Genomic DNA, 26,796 nt, shown 5'->3' with positions numbered 1-26,796 from the left:
AACGGCCGCCACCACCGGTCGACATTGGGACAGCCGTGTCACGGATAAAGTGGGCCGGAATCACCCCAGGTAAGGACGCTCCGCCGCGAACAACACGCGGCTGGCGAACGTGCGCCACGCCTGTGGCGCCCTCTCGCCGAGCACGGAGAGGCCGGCGAGGTACGCACGCGCGCGCAACTGCATCGGCACGCCGTCCAGTTCCGCCTCCGCCGAGGTCGCGCCTCCCTTGCGCACCGCGGCGATGAAACGCTGCACCTTGCCGACGGCGCCCGGCGTATCGAAGCCTTTCTCGACACCCTCCAGGACCTTGGCTACCGCGGGGTCGGCCGCGCTCACCCCATCGGCCAGCGCCAGCCATACCGTCTGCTCGTCGAGGCCATCGGCGGGCGCCAGCTTCGCGACACGTTCGCGCAGCGCCGCCGGCGCGCCAAGGGACGCGGCGGCCATTCGCAGCACATGGGCCTCGATCGGCGTCCCCCTGGCGGCCGTTACCGCGTCGTCGAGGCGGCCCCCGGCGAGAAGCACGAGCGAGCGATAATCGCCATCGGGCACGTGGACGGTGTCTTCGAGTCGCAGCATGGTGCCGATCCACGGCGACATGCGCGCGAATGCCTCTCCGTCACGCGCGGCGGCCGCCGGCTCGACCAGGCGTTCGACGCGGAATGCCTCCGGTGCGATCGCCTGGCGCAAGGCCGGGCTCCCGGCGAGGGCGACCCGGTACGCCGCGAGGGACTCGGTGTATTTCCCGTGCTGGCTGAAGCTGGTAGCCGCCGCGTTGGCGTACCACGGCGACGCCGGCCAACGAGTGAATCCCGCTTCGAACGCGGTATCCCGCGCGTCGCCATCGGGCAGGCAGCGCGTGGCGAGGTAGGACAGGTCGGCGGCGTCCGGCGACGCGTCGGCGAGCGCACGATGCTTCGCGCACACGGCGTCGCGCGCGGCACCCTTCGCGAGGTTCTGCTCGGCGCGCATCGCCACGATGTCCATCGGAAACCGCGCCCGGCGCGCGGCGAAGGCATCGCCGAAACCGGGCAGCTCTGCACCCAGCGCAAGCCAGTCGAGCAGGTACGTCGAATCCGGCGTGTCGTGGCGCACGTGCGCCAGGACGAGCGTCGCCAGCTCGCTCTTGTTCACGACCTGGTCGGCGTACGTCTCGGGCGTGAGATCGCTCGCGGCATCGAGCACGCTGCGGCTGCCGCCGCCGGACTTCGATTCGATACGCTGCGGCGGCGCTTCGAACAGCACCTCCGCCGACGTCGGCATCCAGCGCTGCGGCGTGGGAATGGCCGGAGGCACCGGGGCGACATTGCCATAGACGGCGGTCCATGCCCGCAGCATGCCCGCCTGGGCGACGTTGTAGACGACCTGCTCGGCGGAGCGGTCGACCGTCGCGGTGAACGATTCGATCGGCTGTCCGTCGAGCGCGTGCGTCTCGACCTGCACGTCGCCACCGCCGCGCACCGTCACCACCGCATGCGCACCCGGCTGAACCTCCGCGCGGTGGCCGTCGATCGTAGTCACGACCGTTCGGGCCAGACCGTTGTAGACGGTGATTTTCGCGCGGTCGACCATCCAGCCGAAGACGAGCACGGAACCGACGATCGCCACGGCGACGACGGTGCGGGCGAGCGCCGGCACGAAGCCGCTCGCGCCGAGAAAGCGGTCCCAGAAGCCTGGCTTGTCGACGCGCTGTCCGCGCTCGGTGCCGACGCGCAGCGTGTCGTACGCCGGTGGCGCGGAAGGAACGACGTCCGGCGCGGCCGGTGGCGCGACGCCGCGCGTCGCATCGGCGACGACGGCTTCGGCGCGCAGCAGTTCGTCGAGCGCCGCGCGGCGCAGGGCGCCGATCGTTCCGGCCACATGGCCGACCCAGCCATCGACGTGACGCAGCCAGTCGTTGATGTTCTCGCGGCTCGGCGCGTTGAGGCCCAGCTCGCCGAGCGCGACCGACCAGCTCTCGGCATCGAGCTCGCGAAGGATCGCCGCCCCCGGCTGCACCTGCGCGGCGATGTCGTACGCTCCATAAAGCGCGCGCCAGACATCGTTGGACGCCGCCATGATGATGCGCGCACCCTTCTCGTCGATGGCGCCACGCACGGTCGCCCGTCGCCATGCCTGTCCGAGGCCCGCCTGCGCATCGCGCAGGTTCGCTTCCGCGTGTTCCGCGTAGAGCAGGATGCCGAGCACGCCCAGCAGGTAATCGCGCCACGCCGCGGAGATTCGCCCCGCCGCCGAGACATGCAGGCTGCGCACCGACTTCATCGCGTCTTCCAGACGGGCGCGGAGTGCCTTGCGCTCCGCATCCACCGCGGCGATCGCGTCGGGAAGCTCGTTGCGCCGAAGGATCCTGCCGCGATGACGGATCACGCCATCGGGCGCGTCGTAGACGCGATCGCGCAGGGAACACAGCAGCGCGTGCTCGCGATCGACGGAGCGAAGGCGCTCCAGATCGTCACCGATCGCCGAGGGATAGAGTTCGTCCCGTTGCAGGGGACGCGACACGGGCACTTCCGCGTGCAGCTCGTCCACCCGGGTCACGTGCCGCGTGACGGGGAACCCGAGGTAGATCCCCCGGTAGTGGGCCTTGAGATGTTCGCGTTCGAATTGCGAATCGAGGCGATCGACCGTGACCTGCGACGCGACCGCCGATTCCGCTTCGCCGACCAGCTCCCGGGTCATGCGTTCGCGCAGGCCGGGCGCGTCGTCGAACACCGTCCACGCGCTACGGTCGTCGACCGGCGCGTGCAGGTAGACGCGCTTCGCATTGTGCTCGCGCTCGTGGTTCATCGGATGCGTCGACCACATGCGCGGCGGCTGCGCCAGTTCGCCTTCGAACACGCGGAACGCGGCGGCGCCGTCCACCGGGACGACGGGACGCGTGCCGTAGGCGGGATCGTTGTAGATCCGGCCCAGCCGCTCGGCGATGGCGTGGTGCACGGCGAAGAGATCGGCGGGCGGCAACTTCGCGGCGGCTTCGCCCCGCGCGAAGTTCACGGCGCGGTCCCAGGCGTCGTCGGCCACCTGCAGGCGATGCAACGCGCAGATCAGCGCATCGCTTCCCGTCAGCGACACGGCCACGAGGTCCGCCTGCATCTCCATCTCGCGGGAGAGCGCGCGCTGGGCCACGACGACGAGGCGGAAGGCGACATCCACGACCGCGCGCAACGCCCAGATCACGGTACCGAGCACCCAGCCGATCCAGGCGATGCGGAAGTCGAACCGGGACAGCTGACGCAGGAACGTATCGAGCGCGTCTCGCCGGCCGACGATGTGCGCCGCGATCTGCTGCGTCGTGTACACCCAGCGGCCGACCGCCATGGAGCGCTGCGCGAAGTGACCGAACTCGTGCGCGAGCACCGCCTTGAACTCGCTCATGTTGAGCATGTTCACGAGCGCCAGGCCGATCTCGAGGTTCTTGCGCGAGGGAAACAGGAGGTTGAGCAGCGACAGATCGTAGAAGACCGCCGCGTTCACCCTGCCCGACGCGAACACGCGATGCGCACGTGGCGCACCCGCGTCGTCCGCGATCCGGTCGAGGAACGCGAACAGGCGCGGCTCCTCCGCGCGGGTCAGTTCGATACCGTTGTTTCCCGAGCCGCCCTTCCTGACGAAGAAGAGCCCCTTGATCATGAAGAAGGCGAGGAAGAGGCTCGACGCTCCCACGCCGAAACGGAGCACTCCGTTTCCGCCGCCGATGCGGCTCAGCTCGTTGACGCCGATCAGGACGAACCACGCCGTGAGCGCGAGATACACCGCGATGAACAGCACCAGGCTGCCCACGGCGATCCACGCATGGCGTCGGTACGACGCGCCAGGACGCGTGAAGGCCGCCGGCACCTCGGCCGGCCCGGCCGGATAGATCGTTTCCATGATTGCCCCCCGACAATGACGACCGGAGTGTGCGGCGGCCCCACGCGCGCCGTCAATCACCTGCCCCGACAGCTATCGGTCAGGACAAAGCGGCTTCGAGCAGGGGACGGGCCCAGACCGGCGTGCGTCCGAGCGTCGCCACGTCCTCGGGCCATTGAAGTTTCCCGTGCCTTACCCGAGCCAGCAGGAGCGGATCGGGAACCGCGGCGCCGTGCGGAACATCGACGCTGTTGTCGTAGATCTGCAACGAGGCGATCGACGGCATGAGGGCGATCAGGTTCTCCATGGCGGTGAGGTATCGCTCGCGGATCTTCGCCTCGGGAATGTCGTGTCCGCCCGCCGCGACGCGCGCCCGCACGCGTGCGATGTGCTGTTCCGGCGAAGAAAGGCCACAAAACCACATGAGGACATCGTGCGTCCGCGCGGCTGCGGCGATGCGACGCGGGACCGTATTGCCGCCCAACGTCGTCTCGAAGGCGTAGGCGCTTCCCGTCGCCACCGCGTGGTCGAGCCGTCGCATGCCTTCCTGCCACGCTTCGGCGTTCGCGCGAACCTGATCGTACCCGCCCAGCGACAGCAGTTCGCGCGCGAACGTGTCGGGGTTGAACCAGTCGAGGCCGGCCTGCCGCAGCCGGTATCCGCCGATGGAACTCTTGCCTGCGCCGTTGACCCCCGCCAACACGTAAAGCGCCGGACGTCCGGTCAATGGCTATCCCCCGCCTTCACCTGGCCATCCAGTGTCGTGACGCCATTCATCAGGGCGCGCAGGCGATCGCTCGCGTCGGCGGCCTGCAACGACGCCAGCCGTTCGTCGAAGCGCAGACGCAGCGTGTCGAGCGCGGACGCCTGACGGACACCGGCATCCTCGAGGGCGTGGAGAATCTGACTGTATTCGTCGGCCGAAAGGATCACGGCCTCGGGTTCACTGTGGTTGGTGACCACCACCTTGCCCTTCCGTGCGATGGCGCGCATGACGCCACGCCATCCCAGCTTCTTGACGTCCGAAGCGGGCGTACGGGGCAGATCTTCGATCGCATCGAGCTTGAGCGTCAGTGCCATGGCGGCCTCCGCGTGACTTGAGGCCATTATACCCATAAAGGCCAATCTGGCCTATCGACACAGGAACGACGCCGACGGGGGCAGGCTCCGCTGCCAACGACCGGAGTACCGCCATGACGCCACTCGACAAACCCCTCAAGCGCGAACTCGTCGTCGACGGCGAGGTGTACACGCTATCCATCGATCCGGAGGGGTTGAAGCTGGTGCCGAAAGGAAAACGGAACGGCGTGGCGTTGGCCTGGAAGGACATTCTCAACGGCGACGCCGGCCTCGCCGCCGCCCTGCAGGCGTCCGTGGGCGGCTGACGCTATATCATCCGGCCTAGGCCCCATGGCCGATGGCCTGTCATGTCGCCTTGGCATGGTGTTTGCGGCGACAATATCAGGCTTGGCCGAGACTTCGAGATGAAGACGGCCTGACTTTTCAATGCCGCTGCCGGTCGTGCGCGTCCGGTAGCCGCCAAGGGTGAAGTTGGCAGGATGGGACTGATGTCGTTGATACCGCCGCGCGCCGCGCGCGCGCCCCGAGGGAAGCTCTGCCTTGCCCTGCTGCTGGCCCTGCAGGGTCCGCTGGCCCACGCCGTCGATGCTCCGGTCGGCCGCGACGCCCTGATGGCGCAGATCCGGCAGGAGCGCGATGCGGGGCGGCGCGTCGACGCCCTTGCCCATTGCCAGGCCCTGCTCGACCGCTGGCCGGACGATACGGAGGCACAGGCGCTCAACGTCACTTTATTGACGGAATTGGGCGCTTCGACGCGCGCCGGGGAACTGGCCTCCGCGCTCCGGCCGGCACCTGGCGTCGCGGAACGCTTCCACCTGGATGCCGACCATGTCGCCCAGGAGATCCGCTGGGCGGAGGGAGAACCCGCCGATCCGAAGCACCCTTACGCGGAAGCGGACCGCGCCGTCGCCGACGCGCGCCAGCTGGTCGACGATCCGCTGCTACCGGCCGACCTGCGGCAGCGCGCCGAATTCGACCTGCTCGTGGCGCTCGACCGCGCCGGCAGGGCCGAGGAGGCCGTCGCCCGTTACGATGCCCTGAAGGCGAAGGGCGTCGCCCTTCCGCCGTACGTCGAGCGCGCGGTCGCCGACGCGCTGCTGGTCAGGCGTCGCCCGGCCGAGGCCGCTCGCCTGTACGAAGACAGCATCGCGAAGGACCCGGGCCCCTACGACGTGACCGAGAGCGAGCCGCGCATCGGCCTCATGTACGCGTACCTCGAGTCCGGCCAGACACGGAAGGCGATCCAGACGATCGACGAGCTGGCCGCCCGGGAACCGACCTGGAGGCGTATCCCGGGTATCCGGCTACCCCTGCAGAACCCGCGCAAGGTCGACGCCGACCTCAACGCGGCGACGCTGCGCGAGTACGTGGACATGCCGGCGGAGGCCTATGCCCGCCTCGAGCCGATGCGTCGCGAAGCGCCGGCGAACGCGCAGATCCGCCGCGAGCTGGGCATGGTGGAACTCGCCCGCGGCTGGCCCCGCCGCGCGCAGGACGATTTCAACATCGCGGCGACGCTGGATCGCCGCGACCTCGGCGCGTACATCGGCGAGGCCGATGCGGCGCGCGTGCTCAACGACTACGAAGGCGTCGACGAGAACCTCGCCATGGCGCAGACCCTTGGCGACCGCAACGGCCGCGTCGACCGAGCCGTGAAGGCGTGGGACCGCGAGCGCGGCTGGCAGTTCGACCTCGCCACCGAGCAGGGCAAGGGCTCGAGTCCGGATTTCGGCGACCGCGACGGCACCACGCAGGCCACCATCGCCAGCCCGCTGATCGACGATCACTGGCGCGTGCTCGCGCTCGGTCGCTATTCGACCGCCGACCTTCCCGAAGGCGACGTCCGCCGCAGTCGCGTGGGCCTCGGCGTCCGTGGCTACGCGCGTGGACTCGAAGCGTACGTGCAGGCTCTGCCCGCCACCGACCGCTACGTCGGCAAGACCGCGCTCGAAGCCGGCTTCGACTGGTCCATCACCGATCACTGGGCCTGGGCCGCCGACTTCAGCACGGCGGGCGAAGACACCCCGCTGCGCGCGCAGTACTACGGCATCTCGGCGAAGACGCTCGACACGGCGGTGACGTGGCGCGCGAGCGAGCTGACCCAGGCCCGCGTCGGCCTGTCGCGCGATCGCTTCAACGACGGCAACACGCGCACCGGCTGGCTCGCCAACGTGATCCAGCGGCTGCATACCGTGCCCAACCTCACGATCGACGGCGGCGTGGAACTGGGCGGCTCGATGAACACGCGCACCGATCGCCCGTACTTCAATCCACGCCGCGACTACAGCTACGCGCTGACCGGCCGCCTCGAGAACCTGCTCGGCCAGTTCTACGAGCGCAACGTGACCCAGCGCGTCGACGTCGCCGTCGGCCAGTACGCCGAGAAAGGCTTCGCCACCGACTGGATGGCGACCGTGCGCTACGGCCAGACCATCCAGACCGCGCCCGGCTTCCGCCTCGGCTGGGGCCTGGGCTGGCACAACCAACCTTACGATGGCAGGCGCGAACACCGTGTCGTCCTCGACCTGACGCTGCACTGGGGAGAATGAGTACGATGCGCCCGCTGTTGATCCTGCTTGCCCTCCTCGGGCTCGCGCTTCCCGCGTTCGCGCAGTCGTCGCCGGAGGCGCCGGCGCGCCCGGCCCTGATCGTGCTCGGCTACCACGACGTCCGCGACGACGTGCGTACCGGCATCGATCGCGATCCGGATGCCCTGAGCACCGACCATCTCATCGCGCATTTCGACTGGCTCAAGGCGAACGGTTACAACGTCGTCAGCCTCCAGCAGGTCGTCGACGCGACCAACGGCGGCGCGCCGCTGCCGCGCGACGCCGTGCTGCTCACCTTCGACGACGGCCTCGTCAGCTTCTACACCCGCGTCTATCCCCTGCTGCGCGCCTACCACTATCCCGCCGTGCAGGCGCTGGTCGGATCGTGGATGGACATGCCCGCCGGCCAGCGCATGCCGTACAACGGTGCCGACTGCGACCGCTCGTGCTTCCTCAGCTGGGAACAGGTCGAGGAAATGCAGAAGTCGGGGCTGGTGGAGTTCGCCTCGCACTCGTGGCAGATGCACCAGGGCATGAACGCGAACCCGCAGGGCAACCTTCTGCCGACGGCCGCCGCGCTCGCCTACGACGCCACGAAACAGCGTTACGAGACGGTCGACGAGTACAAGGCACGCATCCGCGCCGATCTTTCCCGCAGCGCCGATGAAATCGAGAAGCACACGGGCGTGCGGCCGCGCGCCGTCGCCTGGCCGTACGGCGCGTACACGCAAATCGGCCGCGATGTCGCGCGCGACGTGGGCATGCCGGTGACCTTCAGCCTCGGCGACAGACTGCCCACGCTCGTTCCCGGCAAGACGATCCCGCGCATCCTGGTCAGCGACAACGTCACCGCGAACCGCCTCGGCTGGCTGATGCGCCATTCCACGCGTATCGATCCGGTGCGCGCGGTCCAGATCGACCTCGACTACGTATACGACCCGGACCCGGCGCAGCAGGACCGCAACCTGTCCAAGCTGCTCGACCGCATCAAGCGCCTCCACCCCAGCCAGGTCTGGCTGCAGGCGTACTCGGATCCGGACGGCGACGGCGTGGCCGATGCCGTGTACTTCCCGAACCGCCACCTGCCGGTGCGGGCCGATCTCTTCTCGCGCGTCTCGTGGCAGCTGCGCACCCGTGCGGGCGTACGCGTGTACGCCTGGATGCCGGTGCTCGCCTTCCGCTTTCCGCAAGGCCGGGACCTGCCGTCGCTCGGCGGCGAGCCGAAGGCCGGCGGCGACCACTTCCGCCTCGCGCCTTACGATCCGAAGGTCCGCGCGATGATCGGCGACGTCTACGAAGACCTCGCCATGCATGCCGACGAAGCCGGCGTCCTCTTCTCCGACGACGCGTACATCCGCGACACGGACCGCCTCGGCCCGTGGGCGAAGAACACGCCCGCCCAGAACACGCAGGCGCTGATCGACTTCACGCTCGAACTCGCCACGCGGATGAAGCGGTGGCGTCCGCAGTTGCTGACCGCCCGCAACATGTTCACCCGTCCGATCGTGCAGCCGAAGGCGGAGGCCTGGTTCGCGCAGAGCCTGCCGGCGTTCAACAAGGCGTACGACATGACCGCGGTGATGGCGATGCCGCAGCTGGACAAGCAGGCCGACACGCTCGCCTGGTATCGGAAGCTCGTCGACGCCGTGGCCACGACGCCCGACGCGCTGGAGCACACGCTCTTCGAATTCGCCACGCAGGACTGGCGCACGAAGCAACCGATCCCCGACGCGACGCTCGCCGAGCGCATGCGCGCCGTTCAGGCGAAGGGGGCTCGCCACATCGGCTACTACCCCGACGACTTCATTCGCGACCACCCTGGCCTCGAAGCCATACGCCCGACCATTTCGGCGTCCGACTATCCCTACCCGGAGCCCGCGCGATGAACGGCGGCCTTGTCCACGCGTTGCTCGAGTTCGCGTTCTATTACCCGCTGGTGATGTCGCTGATCTGGATGAGCGGCGGCGTCATCTACTTCATCCGCTGGGAGCGCCGGGAACCCTCGCGCGTGCGTCCGCGGATGCTCGGCGAATACCCGATGGTCAGCCTCGTCGTGCCCTGCCACAACGAGGGCGAGCAGGTGCGCGAGACGATCGCGCACCTCGCCTCGCAGCAGTATCCGAACTTCGAGATCATCGCGATCAACGATGGTTCCACCGACGACACGGGCGCACAGCTCGACCAGCTGATGGAGCAGTACCCGGCACTGCGCGTGATCCACATGTCCAGCAACCAGGGCAAGGCCATGGGACTGCGCGCCGCCGCGCTGGCCTCGCGTGCCGACTTCCTGGTGTGCGTGGACGGCGACGCGTTGCTCGACGACTACGCCACGCACTGGATGATGATGCACATGCTCGAGAGCCCGCGCGTCGCCGCGGTGACGGGCAACCCGCGCATCCGCAACCGGTCGACGCTCCTGGGCAAGCTCCAGGTCGGCGAGTTCTCGTCGATCATCGGCCTGATCAAGCGCGCGCAGCGCGTCTACGGCCGCATCTTCACGGTCTCGGGCGTGATCGCCTGCTTCCGCAAGAGCGCGTTGCACGATGTCGGCTACTGGAATACCGACATGGTCACGGAAGACATCGACGTGAGCTGGCGACTGCAGATGCGCCACTGGGAGATCCGCTACGAGCCCAACGCGCTGTGCTGGATCCTGATGCCCGAGACGCTCCGTGGCCTGTGGAAACAGCGCCTTCGCTGGGCCCAGGGTGGCTCGGAGGTGCTGTTGCGCTACACGACGAAGCTCTTCAAGTGGCGCCAGCGGCGCATGTGGCCCGTGGCGTTCGAGTACGTGATGAGCCTGCTGTGGTCGTACACGATGGCGATCATCGTGACGCTCTGGGTGCTGGGCCGGCTCATGCCCCTGCCGCCGTCGCTGTACATCGACACGCTGCTTCCCCAGTGGCACGGCGTGGTGCTCGGCGCGATCTGCCTGCTGCAGTTCCTCATCAGCCTGCTCGTCGATCGCCGCTACGAAACGCGCATCGGGCGCAACTACTACTGGATGATCTGGTACCCGCTGGTCTACTGGGTACTCAACACGGCGACCTCGATCGTCGCGATGCCCAAGGCGCTGATGAAGCGCAAGGGAACGCGTGCGGTATGGGTCAGCCCGGACCGGGGCCTGCGATGAAAGCCGAAGCCATCCTCATCCAGCGGCCCGAGCGCCAGTCGAAGGCGCAGAAAGCCGTCTTCGCCGCCATCACCGTGGTCGCGTGGCTCTTCTGGGCGTTCCTCTGGCTGCCGCTGGTGACGCTGGGCGCCTGGGCCTTCGGCCTGCGCAACGCCTACGTGCAGCTGCACGTGCTCTCACCGATCAGCGACGGGGGCGACATCAACGTCATCCTCATCGTGGCGATCGTCTGTGCCGTCGTGTTCACCGGCTGGTCGAACTACAACCGGGCGCGGTTCTCGGGCAAGCAGAAGCGCCGCGGCAACAAGCCGGTCGGCGTGGTGGAAACCGCCGCCGCCATCGGAGCGACGACGGAAGACGCCACCCGCCTCCTGCATCACCGCCGCGCGGTGATCAGCGTTTCCGACGCCGGTTTCCTCTCGGTCGACGACGTGCGCTGATCCAGACGGGCTGGCCGCGTGCCTTGTGGGAGCGGCCCTGGCCGCTCCCACAAGGCATCGAGTCAGTCGATCGCTTCCAGCAGATAGACCCCGAACGCCGGATCCGCCGAGATCCACTCGCGCTCGACGCGCCACCCGCCACGGGCCGCGAGCCGCGCGAACGAGGCGGGCGTGAACTTGTGCGAGTTCTCGGTGTGGATGGATTCGCCCGCCGCGAGAGGGAACGTTCGCCCGGCGATCGTCACATGCTGGTCGACGCGGCTGACGAGATGCATCTCGATGCGTTCGCGTTCCGCGTTCCACAGCGCACGGTGCTCGAACGCGTCGACGTCGAAGTCGCCGCCAAGCTCGCGGTTCACCCGCACGAGGACGTTGCGATTGAACGCCGCGGTGACGCCTTCGGCATCGTCGTACGCCGCCAGCAGCACGTCGATGTCCTTGACCTGGTCCGCGCCGACGATGAACCGCGCCCCCTCACCGAGCCGTGCGCGCACCGAGCGCAGCAGATCGGCCGCCTCGTCGTGCGTGAAGTTGCCGATCGTCGAGCCCGGGAAGAACGCGACCACGGGCCGGCCGGCGAACGCCTTGGGAACCTCGATGTCGCGGGTGAAATCGGCGACCAGCGGATGCACGGTCAGCGACGGATACGCGGCGCGAAGACGCTTCGCCGCGCCATCGAGCGCGTCGGGGCTGATGTCCACCGGCACGTAAGCGGATATCCAGGGCGCGGCGTCCAGCAGCATGCGCGTCTTGTCGCTCGCGCCGCTGCCCAGTTCCAGCAATACGGCGTCTTCGGGGATCGACGCCGCGAGCGCCGGTGCGATGTCGCGCAGGAGCGCGGTCTCGGTGCGCGTCGGGTAGTACTCGGCGGTCCGACAGATCGCTTCGAAGAGTTCGGAGCCCGTAGCGTCGTAGAAGTATTTCGGCGAGAACGTCTTCGGCGCCGAGGACAGACCGGCGAGCGTGTCGCGCAGGAAGGCCAGGCGATCGCCGTCCGGCGCGGTGCCGCCGTCGCGTGCGAGCCGCACGCCGGAGAACATCCATCGCTGCGCCGGACGGTAGAAGTTCCGGTATGTCGGACGCGCGTGGCCGGCCGGCGTCACGCAGCCGCCGCCCCGCAGCACCATCTGGCCGCTCATGAACTTGCCGTTGTACTCGCCCACGGCGTCGTCCGCAGGTTTGAAGCCGGGGTACGGCGCGTACGCGCTCGCGGTCCACTGCCAGGCCACGTCGTCGATCTGGCGCAGGTCGTCGCGCGTGCGGACGGCGTGCTCCCATTCGGCTTCGGTCGGCAGCCGCGCGGCGGCCCAGCGGGCGAACGCGTCGGCCTCGTAATAGCTGATGTGGATGACGGGGGCATCCGGATCCACCGGACGCCAGCCGCCGGGGGTCATGTGCGACCAGGCGGTGCCGTCGTGCTGCCAGTAGAGCGGCGCGTCCCAGCCTTCCTCCTGGCATTGCGCCCAGCCATCGGACAGCCACAGTTCCGGACGCCGGTAGCCGCCCTGCGCCATGAAGGCCAGCCACTGACCGTTCGTCACGAGGCGATCGGCGATCTCGAAGGGCTCGAGCCAGACCGTATGCGCGGGACCTTCGTTGTCGAAGGCGAAGGCCCCGTTCTTCACGCCGATCGGCACCGGCCCTCCACCGACCGGGCGGAACCCCGCGACGCCCTCGGAGGGAAGCCCCGGCCACGCCGGATCGAACGCCGGTTTCAGTGGCGATTGCGCGAACAGGTGCTGCACGTCCATCACCAGGAGCTCCTGATGCTGCTCCTCATGAGCGAGGCCCAGCTCGAAGAGCGCCGCGAGGTCCGCGGACAAGCCCTGTGCCAGAAGCACGCGCATGTGGGCGTCGACATGCTCGCGATACGCCAGCACGTGCTCCGTCGCCGGACGCGTGAGCAGCCCGCGCATGGGCCGCGGGTGGCGGGGGCCCACCGCGTCGTAGTACGAGTTGAAGAGGTAGCCGAAGTCCGGATCGAAGACGCCGTAACCCGGAAGGTTCGGACCGAGCAGGAAGGTTTCGAAGAACCACGTCGTGTGCGCCAGGTGCCACTTCGCCGGACTGGCATCGGGCATCGACTGCACCACCATGTCTTCCGCCCCCAGCGAGGCGACGAGGGCGAGCGTGCGGGCCCTGACCGCGTCGAAGCGGTCGGCCCTCGAGGCGGCGGCGGGTCCTGGCCGCGCGGCGGCGGCGCCGGGCGGCGCGGGGGTGTCGAACATGGCGTGCATGGGGAACTCCGTGGTGCGGCGAGGCATCAGTCCGGCGTGTGCTCGATGCTGACGCGGTCCGCGTAGAAGGCGAGGTGGTCCCGGATCGGCGCCACGGCGTCGTAGGGGGCCTCGTAGGTCCAGATGGCGTCGGTGGCGCCGGGCGCGTCGCCCGGGAGGCTGAAATACGACGCCTCGCCCTTGTACGGGCAATAGGTGTGGGTATCGCTGCGGCGCAGCGCCTCCATTCGCGCGTCGTCGCGCGGCAGGTAGAAGACGGGGCGATAGCTCGCCTCCTGCAACACGAGGGCGGCGCGGGAGTCGACGATCACCTCGTCACCGTAGCGGACGACGACACGGCCACCGGCCGGTTCGACGGTGATGGGATGATCGGGACCGGGAATCCTGCGGGGACGTTCGGGCATGGCGCGTTCCTCTTTCCTCAGGGGGGTCTCCCCATCCTGCGACCCATGGGCGGCGAATCCAAGTCGACTGCCCGGAACAGGTGAGATTACCGATTCGCATGAATCGCGATCTTGTACGGTTTTCGCCGTTTCCGCGGCATGCTTGCCGGACTTCTTCACACATGGCCACCCCGCGCCTTTACCATGGCGCTGCGTCCTCCGGGGGGAGGCGGATGAGCCCGCGTGCCTAAACATCCCGACGAGCCGGCCGATATGACTACCAGGTTGCAGGTGGCGGGAGGCTCGCCATGAAAGCCCGGGTCGCCGCGGTCGCTCTCGTCGCGGCTCATGCGTTGGCGTTGCTCACCGTGCCCCTCCCCGGCATGGCGATTTCGTATGTCTTCTTCTTCGGCGTCGCCGCCCTCGCGATGGGCAGCGTCGTGTACGCCTGGACGCGCTCCGGCACCCCACGGGACAGGCGCTGGTGGCTGCTGCTGGCCAGCCTCGCGCTGTGGATGACCGGCATGGCGTTGTCGGCGCGACAGAACTACGTGCTGGACAACTCGAATCCCGCGCCCGGCGACAGCATGTTCTTCTACATCCTGTACGTGCTGCCGGTGCTGGTTTCCGTTTCGTCCGCGCCGGTGGCCGCGCGAAAGCGCTGGGCGATGTCGATCGACCTCGTCCTGGCGACGCTCCTGGGCGTGCTGTTCTACGTGCGCACGTTCTCCATCGTCTCCGTGCAGGGGGCCATGGGCACGCAACAGGCGACCGACGTCGCCTACATGCTCGATTTCGAGAACGCGTGCCTCGCCATGGCGGCGCTGCTGCGATACGTCGCCACCGATCGCAAGGACGATCACTTCTTCTTCCGCGGCGTCACGGCGTTCTTCGTGACGTATGCGATCTGCGGTTACGTCTACAACCACCACGTCGCGCTGGCCGGTCATCCGGAGTTCGGCACATCGCCCTTCGACGCCCTGCTCGACCTGCCCTTCCTCGCGCTGTTCATCGCCGCGGTCACGCGCCAGCCGCAACGCCACTGGCACCCGCCCGTCTACCTCGTGCGCTTCGTGCAGAGCGCCAGCCCCACGTTCCTCGCCATGAGCGTGCTCGGCTTCGGCCTGATGGTGATCCCCGGCTATCCCACGCTGGGCATCGTCGGCGCGATCGCCGCGGTGATCGGGATCGGCCTGCGCGGCACGCTCGCCCAGGTCGACCTCGTCGAGGAGGAATTCCGCCTTTCGCGCAGTCGCGACGAGTTGCAGGGCCTCGTCTTCGTCGACAGCCTCACCGGGCTCGCCAACCGTCGGGCGCTCGACGAGCGCCTCTTGCGCGAATGGCACCGCCAGGGCCAGCAGGAGCCGATCGCGCTGCTCATGATCGACGTCGACTTCTTCAAGGAATACAACGACCGCTTCGGCCACCTCGCCGGCGACGAATGCCTGCGCGCCCTTGCCGCGGGCATGCTGGCGCATGGCACGCGCGCCGGCGATTTCATCGCGCGTTTCGGCGGCGAGGAGTTCGCCGTCGTGGCGCCCGGGACGCGTCCCGGGGAGGCGCTCGCGCTGGCCGAGTCGCTGCGCGCGCACGTCGAGTCGTTGCAGATCGCGCACCCGGCGAGCCCATTCCAGCGCCTGACGATCAGCATCGGGGTCGGCCTGGCGCATCCAAGCTCCGACGGCGGCCCCCTGGACCTGCTCAATGCCGCGGACCGGGCCCTGTACCGGGCCAAGCAGTCGGGTCGGAACCGGGTCGGCGCACCCGACGGCCCGCGGCTTGGCGCCGCCCGCGCCGACACCCGGCGCATGAGTTAACCCCGTTTCGTCCCCTGCTCCGTTTCACCGTCATGTCCCCCACGAGGTCATGCACGATGAACACGCTCCGCGTCACCCTCCCCTTGCTCTTCGCCGGCCTGGTCGCCGCCGCCGGCATGACCGCGCCCGATCCCGCCACCGCGTCGCAACGCGCCGTCGCGCCGCGAGAACCCGATGCGGCGGTCGATTGCATGCCCGACGGCCGTTACCCGCATCCGCATCCACTGCCGATACGCGCATTGGCCGCGCCGCCACCGCCACCCTCGCCGCCGGCGGCGATCGTCGAGCAGGCTCCGATGGTCGCGGCCCTGGCGGCGCCAGCGTCTCGCGACATGGCCTCGCCTCCCGTGGCAACGCGCGGGAAAATGTCGCTGCCCGCGCCCTACGCCCCGGTGGACCGCGACAACTACACGCATCGCGAGCAGAACGCCGTGCACCTCGCGGCCACCGATCCGGTCTCGACCTTCGGCCTCGACGTGGACACGGGCTCGTACACCAACGTGCGGCACATGCTCTCCGAAGGGCGACTGCCGCCCGCGGATGCGGTGCGTAGCGAGGAGTTCATCAACTACTTCGACTACGGGTACGGGAAGCCCGCGTCGCGCGAGCAGCCATTCTCGGTGACGACCGACCTCGCCCCGGCCCCGTGGAACGCGGAACGCCAGTTGCTGCTGGTGGGCGTGCAGGGCTACGACGTGCCCGCGGCGGATATCCCGGCGAGCAACCTCGTCTTCCTCGTCGACGTCTCCGGCTCGATGGATTCGCCCGACAAGCTGCCGTTGCTCAAGGCGTCGCTGAAACAGATCGTGCCGAAGCTGCGCGCACGGGACCGGATCTCGCTGGTCACGTACGCCGGCGCGACCTGCGTCGCCCTGCCGTCCACGCCCGGCGATCGTCATGCGACGATCCTCGCGGCGATCGACGCGCTCGGCGCCGGCGGCTCGACCAACGGCGCGGCGGGCATCGACCTCGCCTACGCGCAGGCGGCGAAAGGGTTCATACCGCACGGCGTGAACCGCGTCATCCTCGCCACCGACGGCGACTTCAACGTCGGCACGACGGGCATCGAGGCGCTGAAAGATCGTATCGCGCAGAAGCGCCGCGGCGGGGTCGCCCTGACCACGCTCGGCTTCGGCGAGGGCAACTACAACGACGCGATGGCGGTCACGCTCGCCGACGCCGGCAACGGCAGTCACCACTACATCGACAGCCTCGAGGAAGGCCGCCGCGTGCTCGTCGACGAGATGTCCGCGACATTGATGACCATCGCGAAGGACGTGAAGGTGCAGGTGGAGTTCAATCCGGCGGTCGTGACCGAGTACCGCCTCATCGGCTACGAAAAGCGCGCGCTCGCGCGCGAGGACTTCAACAACGACGCCGTGGACGCCGGCGACATCGGCGCGGGCGCCAACGTCACGGCGCTCTACGAAATCACGCTGCGGGGGTCCAAGGGAGCGCACGTCGATCCGCTGCGTTACGCCGCGGATGCGCCGCGCGCCGTCGAAGCGTCGCGGCCGTCGGGCGAACTGGGCTTCCTGCGACTGCGCTACAAGTCGCCCGACGGCGGCCCGAGCCGCCTGATCGAACGGCCGCTGTCCGCCGACGCGGCGGCCGCGCCGAGCGAACGCCTGCGCTTCGCCGCGGCGGTGGCGGCCTTCGCGGACCACCTGCGCGGTGGCAAGTACAGCGACGGCTTCGGCTACGACAACGTCGCCGATCTGGCACGCGGCGCACGCGGCACGGACGAGCACGGCTATCGCGCGCAATTCGTGCACCTGGTCGAAATGGCGGGGGCGATGCCGTAACCTTCCGCGCCATGGATGCACGTTCGGCCGACGATGGCGTACTGATGCTCGCCTGGGCGAGCGGGAGCGCGGCCGCCTTCGACGAGCTCTATGCGCGTCACAAGGGGCCGCTCTACCGTTTCCTGCTGCGCACGGTGAAGGACCGCGGCACGGCGGACGAGCTGTTCCAGGAAACCTGGAGTCGCGTGGTGGCGGCACGCGCGCGCTACCGGCCCGAGGCGAGGTTCACCACGTGGCTCCTGCAGATCGCCCACAACCTCGCGATCGACACCTTCCGGAAGCGGCGCCCGCAGGCGGGCGCCGAGGAGGCCGAAGTGGTCTTCGCCGCGCAAGCCGCGCCCGAACGGGAGCAGCCCGAGCACGCCCTTTCCGACTTCGAGCTACGGCGGCGCATGCAGCAGGCGATCGAAAGCCTGCCCGACGATCAGCGCACGACCTTCGTCCTGCGCATGGAGAACGAACTGTCCATCGAGGACATCGCCAGCATCACGGGCGTGGGTAAGGAAACGGCGAAATCGCGCCTGCGCTATGCGATGGCCCGGGTCCGTGAACAGATGACGGCACAGCCATGAACCCGAACACGCCTCCGCCGAACGACGACGACCTGCCCGACGAGCGCGAGCTCGCGGCGATGTACGCGCGCCTGCCGAAGGCGGAGCCGGACGCCGCGCTCGACGCGCGGGTCCGCCACGCCGCGACGAGCTACCCGACGCCTCGCCTGCGTTCGCGTTGGCCCGTCGCCCTCGGCTCGGCGGCGGTGCTCGTGCTGGCGGCGGGCCTCGCCTGGCAACTGCGCGACGCGCACCCGCCGGCGGCCTCGTCGGCACCGGCCGCCATCGTGCGCGAGCAGGTGCCGATCGCCGTGCCGGAAGCGGCCAGCCCAGCGAACGCCGAGGCACCCGCCGCGACACCGGCATCGTCGCCGGCCGCACGAAGCAAGGCTGCCGACGCGACGGCGCGACGGCCCATGAAGCACATGTCGGCGGCGCCGATGGCCGCGCCCGTGCCGGCCGCACCCATGGCGCCTCCGGCACCGCCGGTCGCCCCGGCGCCACCCGCTCCGCCGCCTCCGCCGTCGCCACCCGCGGACATCGCCGACGAACCGCCCCGGCTTCGTGTGCAGGCGATACGCGCGCCCGCCCCCGCCGCGGCACAGGGCTTCGCGGCGAATCCGGCACTCGGCCCGGACGATCGCGTCGGCGAGATCCGTCGACTGCTGGGCCGAGGGCAGCGCGACGAGGCCCTGCGGCGGCTTCGCGAACTGCGCGAGCGCTACCCGCGCTACGAGCTGCCCCAGGACCTGCGCGACCTGACGCCTTGAGTCGGCCACTGGAAACGCTCGTGGCCGCATGGCGTCACGAGGAGGACATCCGGAAGAGCCGCTTCGTCGCCCAGGCGTCGCCCGTCGCGACGCCGGCCGAAGCGCTCGAATGGTTCGCGGCGGCGGGCGATCCGGCGGCGACGCATAACTGCTGGGCGTACCGCATCGGCGACGCCTATCGCTTCAACGACGACGGCGAGCCAGGCGGCACCGCGGGCCGGCCGATCCTGCAGGCGATCGACGGTCAGGGGTGCGACCGCGTCGCGGTGGTGGTCACACGCTGGTACGGCGGCATCAAACTCGGCGCGGGCGGCCTCGCGCGCGCGTACGGTGGTTCCGCCGCCGAGTGCCTGCGACTCGCACCCCGCGTCCCGATCGTCGCGACGGGCCGCCTGTCGCTGCGCTGCGACTTCGGCGAACTGGCGCAGATCGCCGCGCGCCTGCGGGAGATGGAGGCGACGATCGAGGAGGAGACCTTCCATGCCGACGGCGTCACGCTGATCGCGCGGGCCCCGCACGATCGGCTCGACGCGATCGCCGACCGGGTTCGCGACCTGACGCGGGGTCGCGTCGTTCCCCGCCGCCTCGATGCCTGAACTCGGGGCTCGTGTTGAATAACGACCTCGCGGACCCCATCCGTGCAGAAATCCGCACAAGGGCAAGGCAGGCATGACGCAAGAGCGCAGGGAGACTTCACGCAGGATCGGGGCGCTCCGCAACCTCTGGCCCTTCCTCAAGCCGCACAAGGGCCTGGCGATCGGCTGGCTCGTCTTCCTCGGCCTCTCCTCGGGCGCCTCGCTGCTGCTGCCGGTGGCCGTGCGGCACATCATCGACCATGGCTTCCTCGCCTCGGATCTGGCGACGATCAACGGCACGTTCCTCGGGTTGTTCGGCGTCGCGGTCGTCCTCGCGCTCGCGACCGCCGCCCGCTATTACTGCATCGCCCTGCTTGGCGAACGTTCGCTCGCGTCGCTGCGCACGGCGCTGTATTCGCACGTGATCGACCTCGACGTGGGGTTCTACGAAAGCACGCGTGTCGGCGAGCTGACCTCGCGACTCGGCACCGATACGGAAGTGGTGCAGACCCTCGTCGGCTCCGGCATTTCCGTCGCGCTGCGCAGCGCGGTCATGCTGATCGGCGCCGCCGTCGCGATGGCCTGGACGAGCCCGCGCCTCGCCGGTCTGACCGCGCTCGTGATCCCCGCCGTGATGCTGCCGATCCTTGTCTTCGGCCGCCGCGTGCAGAAGCTCTCGCGGCACAGCCAGGACCGCATCGCCGATGCCGCCGCCGTCGCCAACGAAACGCTCAACGCCGCGCAGGCGGTCAAGGCGTATGCGCGCGAGCCGATCGAAAGCCGTCGGTACGCCGGCGCCATCGCCCTCGCGCTCGCCACCGCGCGCCGTCGCATCGGCATGCGTTCGCTGCTGACCGCCGCGGTCATCGTCCTGATCTTCGGCGCCATCACGCTCGTGCTCTGGGCCGGTGCGCGCGACGTTATCGCGGGCGATCTCGCGCCCGGCGTGCTGAGCCAGTTCGTGCTCTACGCGATCTTCGCGGCGGGCTCGGTGGCCGGCCTGTCCGAGGTCTGGGGCGACGTGTTGCGCGCCGCCGGCGCGATGGAGCGCATCGGTGAGCTGTTCGCCGAGCAGCCGGCGATCCGCACGCCCGAGGCGCCGGAACCGCTCCCGCGTCCGGTCACGGGCGCCCTGCGTTTCGATCATGTGGAATTCCGCTACCCGTCGCGTCCCGACGTTCCCGCGCTCGTCGACTTCGATCTCGACATCGCGCCGGGGGAAACCGTCGCGCTGGTCGGTCCGTCGGGCGCGGGCAAGAGCACCGTGTTCAGCCTGTTGCTGCGTTTCCACGATCCGCGTTCCGGGGCGATCCGGTTCGACGGCGTGGACCTTCGCGCGCTCGCCCTGCCCGAACTGCGTGGCGCGATCGCGCTCGTGCCGCAGGAAACCGTGATCTTCGGCGGCACGGCGGCCGACAACATCCGCTTCGGCCGCGCCGACGCCACGGACGACGAGGTACGCGAAGCCGCCCGGCTCGCGGAGGCCGACGGCTTCATCGCCGCGCTGCCCGAAGGCTACGAGGCCGCGCTCGGCGAGCGTGGCGTGCGGCTGTCCGGCGGCCAGAAGCAGCGCATCGCCATCGCGCGGGCCATCCTGCGCGACGCTCCCCTGCTCCTGCTCGACGAAGCCACCTCGGCACTGGACGCCCAGTCCGAAGCCGCGATCCAGCACGCGCTGGAACGGCTGGAGAAAGGGCGCACGACGCTCGTGATCGCCCATCGCCTGGCCACCGTCCAGCGCGCCGATCGCATCGTGGTCATGGAGCACGGCCGGATCGTGGCGCAAGGCACGCACGAAAGCCTCCTGGCCGAAGGCGGCCTGTACGCGGAGCTCGCGCGGCTGCAGTTCGTGGCCTGAGGCGGGGCATCTTTTCGCCCCGTTGACGATCCCGCCCCTACCTTCGCGGGCATGGACAGCGACCTGCTGCTACCCCGTTCCGAAGGGCTGTACTGCCCCGCGGGCGACTTCTTCATCGATCCCATGCAACCCGTGGCGCGTGCGGTCGTCACGCATGCGCACGGCGATCACGCGCGATCCGGCAGCGCGCTCTACCACGTCGCGCGCGCCGGTGGCGCGCTGATGCGCGAACGCCTCGGCGCCGGCTCGGTCATCCACGAACACGACTGGTCCGAACGTTTCACCCTGGGCGACACGACGATCTCGCTGCATCCGTCCGGACACATCCTCGGCGCGGCGCAGGTGCGCATCGAAGGCCGCGGCAAGGTCGCCGTGGTCTCCGGCGACTACAAGCGCGATCCGGATCCGACCTGCGAGCCGTTCGAGCCGGTGCCGTGCGACATCTTCGTCACCGAATCGACGTTCGGCCTGCCCATCTATCGCTGGCCACCCATGCACGACGTCGTCAGCGACATCCTCGGCTGGCTCGACGAGTGCCGCGAGCGCGGCGTGGCCGCGGTGCTGTTCTGCTACGCGCTCGGCAAGGCGCAACGCGTGCTGGCCGAGATGGCGGCGCGCACCGACCGCACGGTCCACCTGCACGGGGCGATGCTGCGGCTCGTCGAAGCCTATCGCGAGGCCGGCGTGCGCATGCTGCCGACGGTTCCCGTGAGCGAATCGGCGCGCGGCAAGGATTTCGCGGGCGAGCTCATCATGGCGCCACCGTCGGCCGCGGGTTCGACCTGGATGCGACGCTTCGGCAAGGCCTCCACCGGTTTCGCGTCGGGATGGATGCAGGTGCGCGGCGCGCGGCGGCGGCGCGGGTACGACCGCGGCTTCGTGGTCTCCGACCACGCTGACTGGCCAGGCCTGCTGCGCAGCGTCGACGATTGCGGCGCGAAGCGCATCTACGTCACGCACGGCGACGGCGAGGCGCTCATCCGCCATCTGCGCGATACCGGCCATGAGGCGTTTCCGCTGCGTTCGCTCGGCGGCACGATGCCCGATCTGCGCAGCAGAGAGGAAGGCGACTGATGCGCCGCTTCGCCGCGTTGTTCGAGATCCTCGACCGCACGTCGTCGACGTCGGCCAAGCGTGACGCCATGGCGGCGTATTTCGCCGAGGCGCCCGCGCAGGACGCGGCGTGGGCGGTGTACGTACTCGGCGGCGGCAAGCTGAAACGCACCGCGTCGTCCACCGAACTGCGCACGGCCCTCGCTCGCGAGACCGGCTACGCCGACTGGCTGATCGACGACTGCTACCAGCACGTGGGCGACCTCGCCGAGACGATCGCGCTCATGCTTCCCCGCGACGAGCAGGCGCACGAAGACACGCCGCTCCATGTGTGGATGGAGGCGCGCCTGCCGTCCCTCGGGCGCCTGGAATCGCCCGAACGCATCGAGCTGTTGCGCGAATGGTGGCGCGGCCTGCCGCGCGAGCAGGTCTTCCTCGTCAACAAGCTGCTCACCGGTTCGTTGCGTGTCGGCGTGTCGCATCGCCTCGTCGTGCAGGCGCTCGCGCAATGGGCCGACCTGCCGACGGATCTGATCGCCCACCGGCTCAGCGGCACGTGGAAGCCGGGCGCGGAAGCCTTCGTCGCGCTGGCCGGTCCCGAGCGCGCGGACGAACATGCCGGCGAACGCCCCTACCCGTTCTTCCTCGCGTCGCCGCTGGAACAGGACGTCGCGTCGCTCGGCGAGGTCGGCGACTGGCTCGCGGAATGGAAGTGGGATGGCATCCGCGCGCAGCTGATGCGCCGGGACGATCATGCCCTCATCTGGTCGCGCGGCGAAGAACGACTCGATGGCCGTTTCCCGGAGATCGAACTCGCGGCGGCCGATCTCCCCGTGGGATGCGTGCTCGACGGCGAGATCCTCGCCTGGACGCTCGACGAGGCGCATCCATTGCCTTTCGCCGCCCTGCAGAAACGCATCGGCAAGCTCAAGCCCGGCGCGAAGCTCCTGGCCGACACCCCCGTGCGCCTCATGGCCTACGACCTGCTCGAGCTCGGCGGCGACGATCTGCGCGAGCGCCCCCTCGCCGAGCGCCGGGCGTTGCTCGCCGCGCTGATCGAGGACCGCGGCCCGACGCTGATGCTTTCCCCCGCGGTCGACGCGCCGGACTGGGAGGCGCTGGCCGCCGTTCGCGCCGAATCGCGGGAGCGCCGCACCGAGGGCCTGATGCTCAAGCGCCTCGACTCCCCTTACCGCGTCGGTCGCAAGCGCGGCGACTGGTGGAAGTGGAAGGTCGACCCGTACACGATCGACGCAGTGCTGCTCTACGCGCAGCCCGGCCACGGCCGGCGTTCGGGACTCTTCACCGATTACACCTTCGGCGTGTGGGACGGCGACGCGCTGGTTCCCGTCGCCAAGGCCTATTCGGGCCTGGACGATGCCGAGATCGGCCGTCTCGACCGCTGGATCCGTGCCCACACGATCGACCGCTTCGGTCCCGTGCGCTCGGTCGAGGCGACCCACGTATTCGAACTCGCGTTCGAAGCCATCCAGGCCTCCGGCCGTCACAAGGCCGGCGTGGCCGTGCGATTCCCGCGCATCCTCCGCTGGCGCACCGACCTCGCGATCCGCGATGCCGACAAGCTCGATGACCTCCGCCGCCTGGCGTCGGGCTGAGGCGCGCCTCGTCGCGTGGTTCGCGACGCAGGAGCGACGTCCCGCGCCGTTCCAGCGCGCGGCGTGGCGCGCGTGGCGGGACGGCCGGAACGGGCTCATCCATGCGCCGACCGGCACCGGAAAGACGCTCGCGGCGGCGGGCGGGCCGTTGATCGACGCCGTGCTCAGCCCGCAGGCGGGGCTGCAGCTGCTGTGGATCACGCCGTTGCGCTCGCTGGCCACCGATACCGCGCAACACCTCGCCGCCGCGGTGGAGGCGATGGAGTTGCCGTGGCGCGTGCTGCGGCGTACCGGCGACAGTGGCAGCGCGGAGCGCGCGAAGCTGCGCCGCGGCGCGTGCGAACTGCTCGTCACCACACCGGAAAGCCTCGCGCTGCTGCTCAGCTATCCGGACGCCCGCGAGCGCTTCGCGCGCCTGCGCGGGATCGTCGTCGACGAATGGCACGAGCTCATCGGCAACAAGCGCGGCACCCTCCTCCAGCTCGGCCTCGCGCGTCTTCGCCACTGGCTCCCCGAACTACGCACCTGGGGCCTGTCCGCCACGCTCGGCAATCTCGACGAGGCGCTGCACGCGCTGGCGGGCGACGGCGTGCTCATCGGTGCCGCCACGAAGAAGAAGACGATCATCGAAACCGCCCTGCCGGAGGCCGGCGAGCGCTTCCCCTGGGCGGGACACCTGGGCCTGTCGCAACTGCCACGGGTGCTCGATGCCGTGCTCGGCGCGCGCACGAGCCTGGTGTTCGCGAATACCCGCTCGCAGGCGGAACTCTGGCACGAGGCGTTGTCGTCGGTCTGGCCGGAGGCGCCGGAGACGCTCGCCCTGCATCATGGTTCCATCGATCCGAAGCTGCGCTTCGCGACGGAGGAAGCGCTGCGCGTCGGCGCACTACGCTGCGTCGTCGCCACGTCGAGCCTCGATCTCGGCGTGGACTTCGCGAGCGTGGAACGCGTCGTGCAGATCGGCAGTCCGAAGAGCGTCGCCCGCCTCCTTCAGCGCGCGGGCCGTAGCGGCCACCAGCCCGGCATGCCGTCGCGCATCCTCTGCGTGCCCACCCATCTGCTCGAACTGGCCGAGATAGCTGCCGCGCGGCATGCGCTCGAGACCGGTCACCTCGAACCGCGGCGGCCGATGCGTGGCTGCCTCGACGTCCTCGCCCAGCACCTGCTGACGATGGCGCTCGGCGGCGGGTTCGACGCCGACGCCGCGTACGCCGAAATCACGTCGTCGCTCGCCTATGCCAACCTGCCGCGCGAACAGTTCGACGCCGTGCTCGCCTACCTGCAGACGGGCGGCTCCGCACTCGCCAGCTATCCGGAATACCAGAAACTGGTGCAGACCGACGGCCGCTATCACGTCGACAGCGGACGCATCGCGCGCATGCATCGCCTGTCGATCGGCACGATCACCTCGGACGGCACGCTGCAGGTGCGCTACATGAAGGGCGCGCGCCTAGGCAGCGTGGAGGAGAGCTTCGTGTCCCGCCTGCGGCCGGGCGACAAGTTCCTGTTCGCCGGACGGCATCTGGAACTGGTCCGCGTCCGCGACATGACGGCGTACGTGCGAGCGTCGACGCATCGCCGCGGTGGCGTGCCGCGCTGGATGGGGGGACGCATGCCGCTCTCCGGTGAACTCTCCGACGAGCTTCGCCTCACCCTCGCCGGCGGCAGCGGCGGGACGGCGGAGATGCGCGCGCTGCGTCCGCTGCTCGCCGTCCAGGACAACCAGTCGTCGATCCCGGCCATCGACGAAACGCTGTGCGAGGCGACGCGCACCCGCGAAGGCGATTACCTGTTCGTGTTTCCGTTCGCGGGACGCCTGGCGCACGAGGGACTCGCGGCCGTGCTCGCCTATCGCCTCGCGCAGATGCGTCCGGGCGATTACGGCTACGCCGTCAACGACTACGGCCTGACGATCACCGCCGCGCGCATGCCGGCCCTCGACGCGGAGACGATGCGCCGGCTGCTGCATCCGTGGGGCCTGCGTACCGACATCCGCGCCAGCATCAATCTTTCCGAGCTCGCCCGGCGCCAGTTCCGCGAGATCGCCCGCGTGGCCGGTCTCGTGTTCAACGGCTATCCGGCGCAGGGCAAGACGCTACGCCAGTTGCAGGCGTCGAGCGGGTTGCTGTTCGACGTGTTGCGCCGCCACGACCCCGCCCATCCGTTGCTCTGGCAGGCCGAGCGCGAGGTGCTCGACCAGCAGCTCGACTACTCGCGCCTCCGCGCCTGCCTGCTCCGCGTCGCCCGCTCGCGGCTCGTCTGGCACGAGACGAAGCGGCTGAGTCCCCTCGCGTTTCCGCTATGGGTGGAACGCCTGCGCGGCGGCATCGCGGCGGACGACTGGAAGACGCGCGTCGAGCGGATGCTCGCCTCGCTGGAAGCAGGGGCGGACGCATGATGACGCACGACATCGAGGTCGCCGGCGAGCGGCTGACGCTGCATGCGCACCGGGCGCTCTACTGGCCCGCCCGTCGCATGCTGATGGTGGCGGACGTCCATTTCGGCAAGGGCGCGGTGTTCCGCCGCGCGGGCATCGCGGTGCCCAGCGGCGATACCGAGGACGATCTCGCGCGCCTCGACGGGCTGATCGAAACATTCGCTCCCGCGACGCTCGCGGTACTCGGCGACCTTGTCCACGGCAACGCGACCGAACGCAGCGCGTGGGTCGACGACGTGCGGGCCTGGCGCCGCCGTCACCGTGCCACCGACATGCTGCTGATCGCCGGCAACCACGATCGTCACTTCGACGTGGCATCCCTCGGCATCGACGTGCGCCCGGGACACCTCGACGTCGCCCCGTTCGTCCTCGCGCACCATCCCGAACGGCACGACGGCGGCTACACGCTCGCCGGCCACGTCCATCCCGGGGTGGCCGTCCGCGACGGCTGGCGCAAGCATCGCCTGCCCGCCTTCGTCTTCGACCGCGACGTCGGCATGCTGCCCGCCTTCGGCACGCTGACGGGACTGCACGACGTGCGCGTCGAGCCCGGCCGCCGCATCGTCGCCGCGACGCCGGCAGGGCTCGTCCCGATGCGCTGAGCCTGTTGCCTTCGTCGGAGGCTGGCATAATCGCGCCCACG

Annotated in this window: 20 protein-coding genes; 15 read left to right on the top strand and 5 right to left on the bottom strand. The window is 69.7% G+C overall.

What is annotated here, in order from left to right; all coding sequences use genetic code 11:
• Nucleotides 1–60 precede the first annotated feature (60 nt).
• From J2X58_RS03825 to J2X58_RS03815, 3 genes are all read right to left on the bottom strand, one after another.
• Complete coding sequence (locus J2X58_RS03825; RefSeq protein ID WP_310046495.1) at nucleotides 61–3,870, bottom strand: M48 family metalloprotease; 3,810 nt, start codon at nucleotides 3,868–3,870, stop codon at nucleotides 61–63.
• A 79-nt stretch (nucleotides 3,871–3,949) separates the two neighbouring features.
• Nucleotides 3,950–4,576 carry a hypothetical protein gene (locus J2X58_RS03820; RefSeq protein ID WP_310046494.1) on the bottom strand — a complete coding sequence of 209 codons (627 nt, stop codon included), beginning with the start codon at nucleotides 4,574–4,576 and terminating at the stop codon, nucleotides 3,950–3,952.
• Nucleotides 4,573–4,929: a type II toxin-antitoxin system prevent-host-death family antitoxin gene (locus J2X58_RS03815; RefSeq protein ID WP_310046493.1), complete on the bottom strand. Its 357-nt coding sequence runs from the start codon at nucleotides 4,927–4,929 to the stop codon at nucleotides 4,573–4,575. The genes J2X58_RS03820 and J2X58_RS03815 overlap by 4 nt, the downstream gene beginning before the upstream one ends.
• Before the next feature lie 113 nt (nucleotides 4,930–5,042).
• Here J2X58_RS03815 and J2X58_RS03810 point away from each other — a divergent pair, with 113 nt between their 5' ends.
• The 5 genes from J2X58_RS03810 to pgaD all read left to right on the top strand — a co-directional run bounded on the left by J2X58_RS03810 (nucleotide 5,043) and on the right by pgaD (nucleotide 11,051).
• The gene (locus J2X58_RS03810) at nucleotides 5,043–5,234 is read left to right on the top strand and encodes a hypothetical protein (protein ID WP_090177173.1); all 192 of its coding nucleotides are present in this window, start codon (nucleotides 5,043–5,045) and stop codon (nucleotides 5,232–5,234) included.
• A 183-nt stretch (nucleotides 5,235–5,417) separates the two neighbouring features.
• Entirely contained in the window at nucleotides 5,418–7,478 is a 2,061-nt protein-coding gene (gene pgaA / locus J2X58_RS03805; RefSeq protein ID WP_310046491.1) for a poly-beta-1,6 N-acetyl-D-glucosamine export porin PgaA, read from the top strand.
• Between the two features lie 5 nt (nucleotides 7,479–7,483).
• A complete protein-coding gene (gene pgaB, locus J2X58_RS03800) occupies nucleotides 7,484–9,364 on the top strand; it encodes a poly-beta-1,6-N-acetyl-D-glucosamine N-deacetylase PgaB (protein ID WP_310046490.1) in 1,881 nt (626 codons plus the stop codon).
• The gene (gene pgaC / locus J2X58_RS03795; protein ID WP_090053829.1) at nucleotides 9,361–10,611 is read left to right on the top strand and encodes a poly-beta-1,6-N-acetyl-D-glucosamine synthase; all 1,251 of its coding nucleotides are present in this window, start codon (nucleotides 9,361–9,363) and stop codon (nucleotides 10,609–10,611) included. The genes pgaB and pgaC overlap by 4 nt, the downstream gene beginning before the upstream one ends.
• Entirely contained in the window at nucleotides 10,608–11,051 is a 444-nt protein-coding gene (pgaD, locus tag J2X58_RS03790; protein ID WP_175472786.1) for a poly-beta-1,6-N-acetyl-D-glucosamine biosynthesis protein PgaD, read from the top strand. The genes pgaC and pgaD overlap by 4 nt, the downstream gene beginning before the upstream one ends.
• 62 nt (nucleotides 11,052–11,113) lie before the next feature.
• Here the strand turns inward: pgaD and egtB are convergent, their stop codons facing one another.
• Both egtB and J2X58_RS03780 read right to left on the bottom strand, forming a co-directional pair.
• The gene (gene egtB / locus J2X58_RS03785) at nucleotides 11,114–13,288 is read right to left on the bottom strand and encodes an ergothioneine biosynthesis protein EgtB (RefSeq protein ID WP_310046489.1); all 2,175 of its coding nucleotides are present in this window, start codon (nucleotides 13,286–13,288) and stop codon (nucleotides 11,114–11,116) included.
• Nucleotides 13,289–13,314: 26 nt separating this feature from the next.
• Nucleotides 13,315–13,692, bottom strand: a complete 378-nt coding sequence (locus J2X58_RS03780) for a DUF427 domain-containing protein (RefSeq protein WP_310046488.1) — start codon at nucleotides 13,690–13,692, stop codon at nucleotides 13,315–13,317.
• Between the two features lie 287 nt (nucleotides 13,693–13,979).
• On the opposite strand from J2X58_RS03780, the gene J2X58_RS03775 reads away from it, so the two are divergent.
• From J2X58_RS03775 to pdeM, 10 genes are all read left to right on the top strand, one after another.
• Nucleotides 13,980–15,488, top strand: a complete 1,509-nt coding sequence (locus J2X58_RS03775) for a GGDEF domain-containing protein (protein ID WP_310046487.1) — start codon at nucleotides 13,980–13,982, stop codon at nucleotides 15,486–15,488.
• 56 nt (nucleotides 15,489–15,544) lie between these two features.
• Nucleotides 15,545–17,293: a VWA domain-containing protein gene (locus tag J2X58_RS03770; RefSeq protein WP_310046485.1), complete on the top strand. Its 1,749-nt coding sequence runs from the start codon at nucleotides 15,545–15,547 to the stop codon at nucleotides 17,291–17,293.
• A gap of 11 nt (nucleotides 17,294–17,304) precedes the next feature.
• A complete protein-coding gene (locus J2X58_RS03765; protein WP_090053839.1) occupies nucleotides 17,305–17,865 on the top strand; it encodes an RNA polymerase sigma factor in 561 nt (186 codons plus the stop codon).
• A complete protein-coding gene (locus J2X58_RS03760; RefSeq protein ID WP_139206053.1) occupies nucleotides 17,862–18,614 on the top strand; it encodes a hypothetical protein in 753 nt (250 codons plus the stop codon). The genes J2X58_RS03765 and J2X58_RS03760 overlap by 4 nt, the downstream gene beginning before the upstream one ends.
• Nucleotides 18,615–18,634: 20 nt before the next feature.
• A complete protein-coding gene (locus J2X58_RS03755; protein ID WP_310046484.1) occupies nucleotides 18,635–19,210 on the top strand; it encodes a YigZ family protein in 576 nt (191 codons plus the stop codon).
• A gap of 73 nt (nucleotides 19,211–19,283) precedes the next feature.
• Nucleotides 19,284–21,047 carry an ABC transporter transmembrane domain-containing protein gene (locus J2X58_RS03750; protein WP_090053847.1) on the top strand — a complete coding sequence of 588 codons (1,764 nt, stop codon included), beginning with the start codon at nucleotides 19,284–19,286 and terminating at the stop codon, nucleotides 21,045–21,047.
• A gap of 51 nt (nucleotides 21,048–21,098) precedes the next feature.
• Complete coding sequence (locus J2X58_RS03745) at nucleotides 21,099–22,121, top strand: ligase-associated DNA damage response exonuclease (protein WP_310046482.1); 1,023 nt, start codon at nucleotides 21,099–21,101, stop codon at nucleotides 22,119–22,121.
• Nucleotides 22,121–23,716, top strand: coding sequence for an ATP-dependent DNA ligase (locus tag J2X58_RS03740; RefSeq protein ID WP_310046480.1), 1,596 nt, complete (start codon nucleotides 22,121–22,123; stop codon nucleotides 23,714–23,716). Before J2X58_RS03745 ends, J2X58_RS03740 begins: the two co-directional genes overlap by 1 nt.
• Complete coding sequence (locus J2X58_RS03735) at nucleotides 23,688–26,114, top strand: ligase-associated DNA damage response DEXH box helicase (protein WP_310046479.1); 2,427 nt, start codon at nucleotides 23,688–23,690, stop codon at nucleotides 26,112–26,114. Before J2X58_RS03740 ends, J2X58_RS03735 begins: the two co-directional genes overlap by 29 nt.
• Nucleotides 26,111–26,755 carry a ligase-associated DNA damage response endonuclease PdeM gene (gene pdeM / locus J2X58_RS03730; RefSeq protein WP_310046478.1) on the top strand — a complete coding sequence of 215 codons (645 nt, stop codon included), beginning with the start codon at nucleotides 26,111–26,113 and terminating at the stop codon, nucleotides 26,753–26,755. The genes J2X58_RS03735 and pdeM overlap by 4 nt, the downstream gene beginning before the upstream one ends.
• The last annotated feature ends 41 nt before the right edge of the window (nucleotides 26,756–26,796 follow it).

The organism is Luteibacter sp. 3190 (genome assembly GCF_031456385.1).
Lineage (GTDB): Bacteria > Pseudomonadota > Gammaproteobacteria > Xanthomonadales > Rhodanobacteraceae > Luteibacter.
The sequence above is the reverse complement of the archived record's forward strand: the minus strand, read 5'-3'. Positions and strand labels throughout refer to the sequence as shown.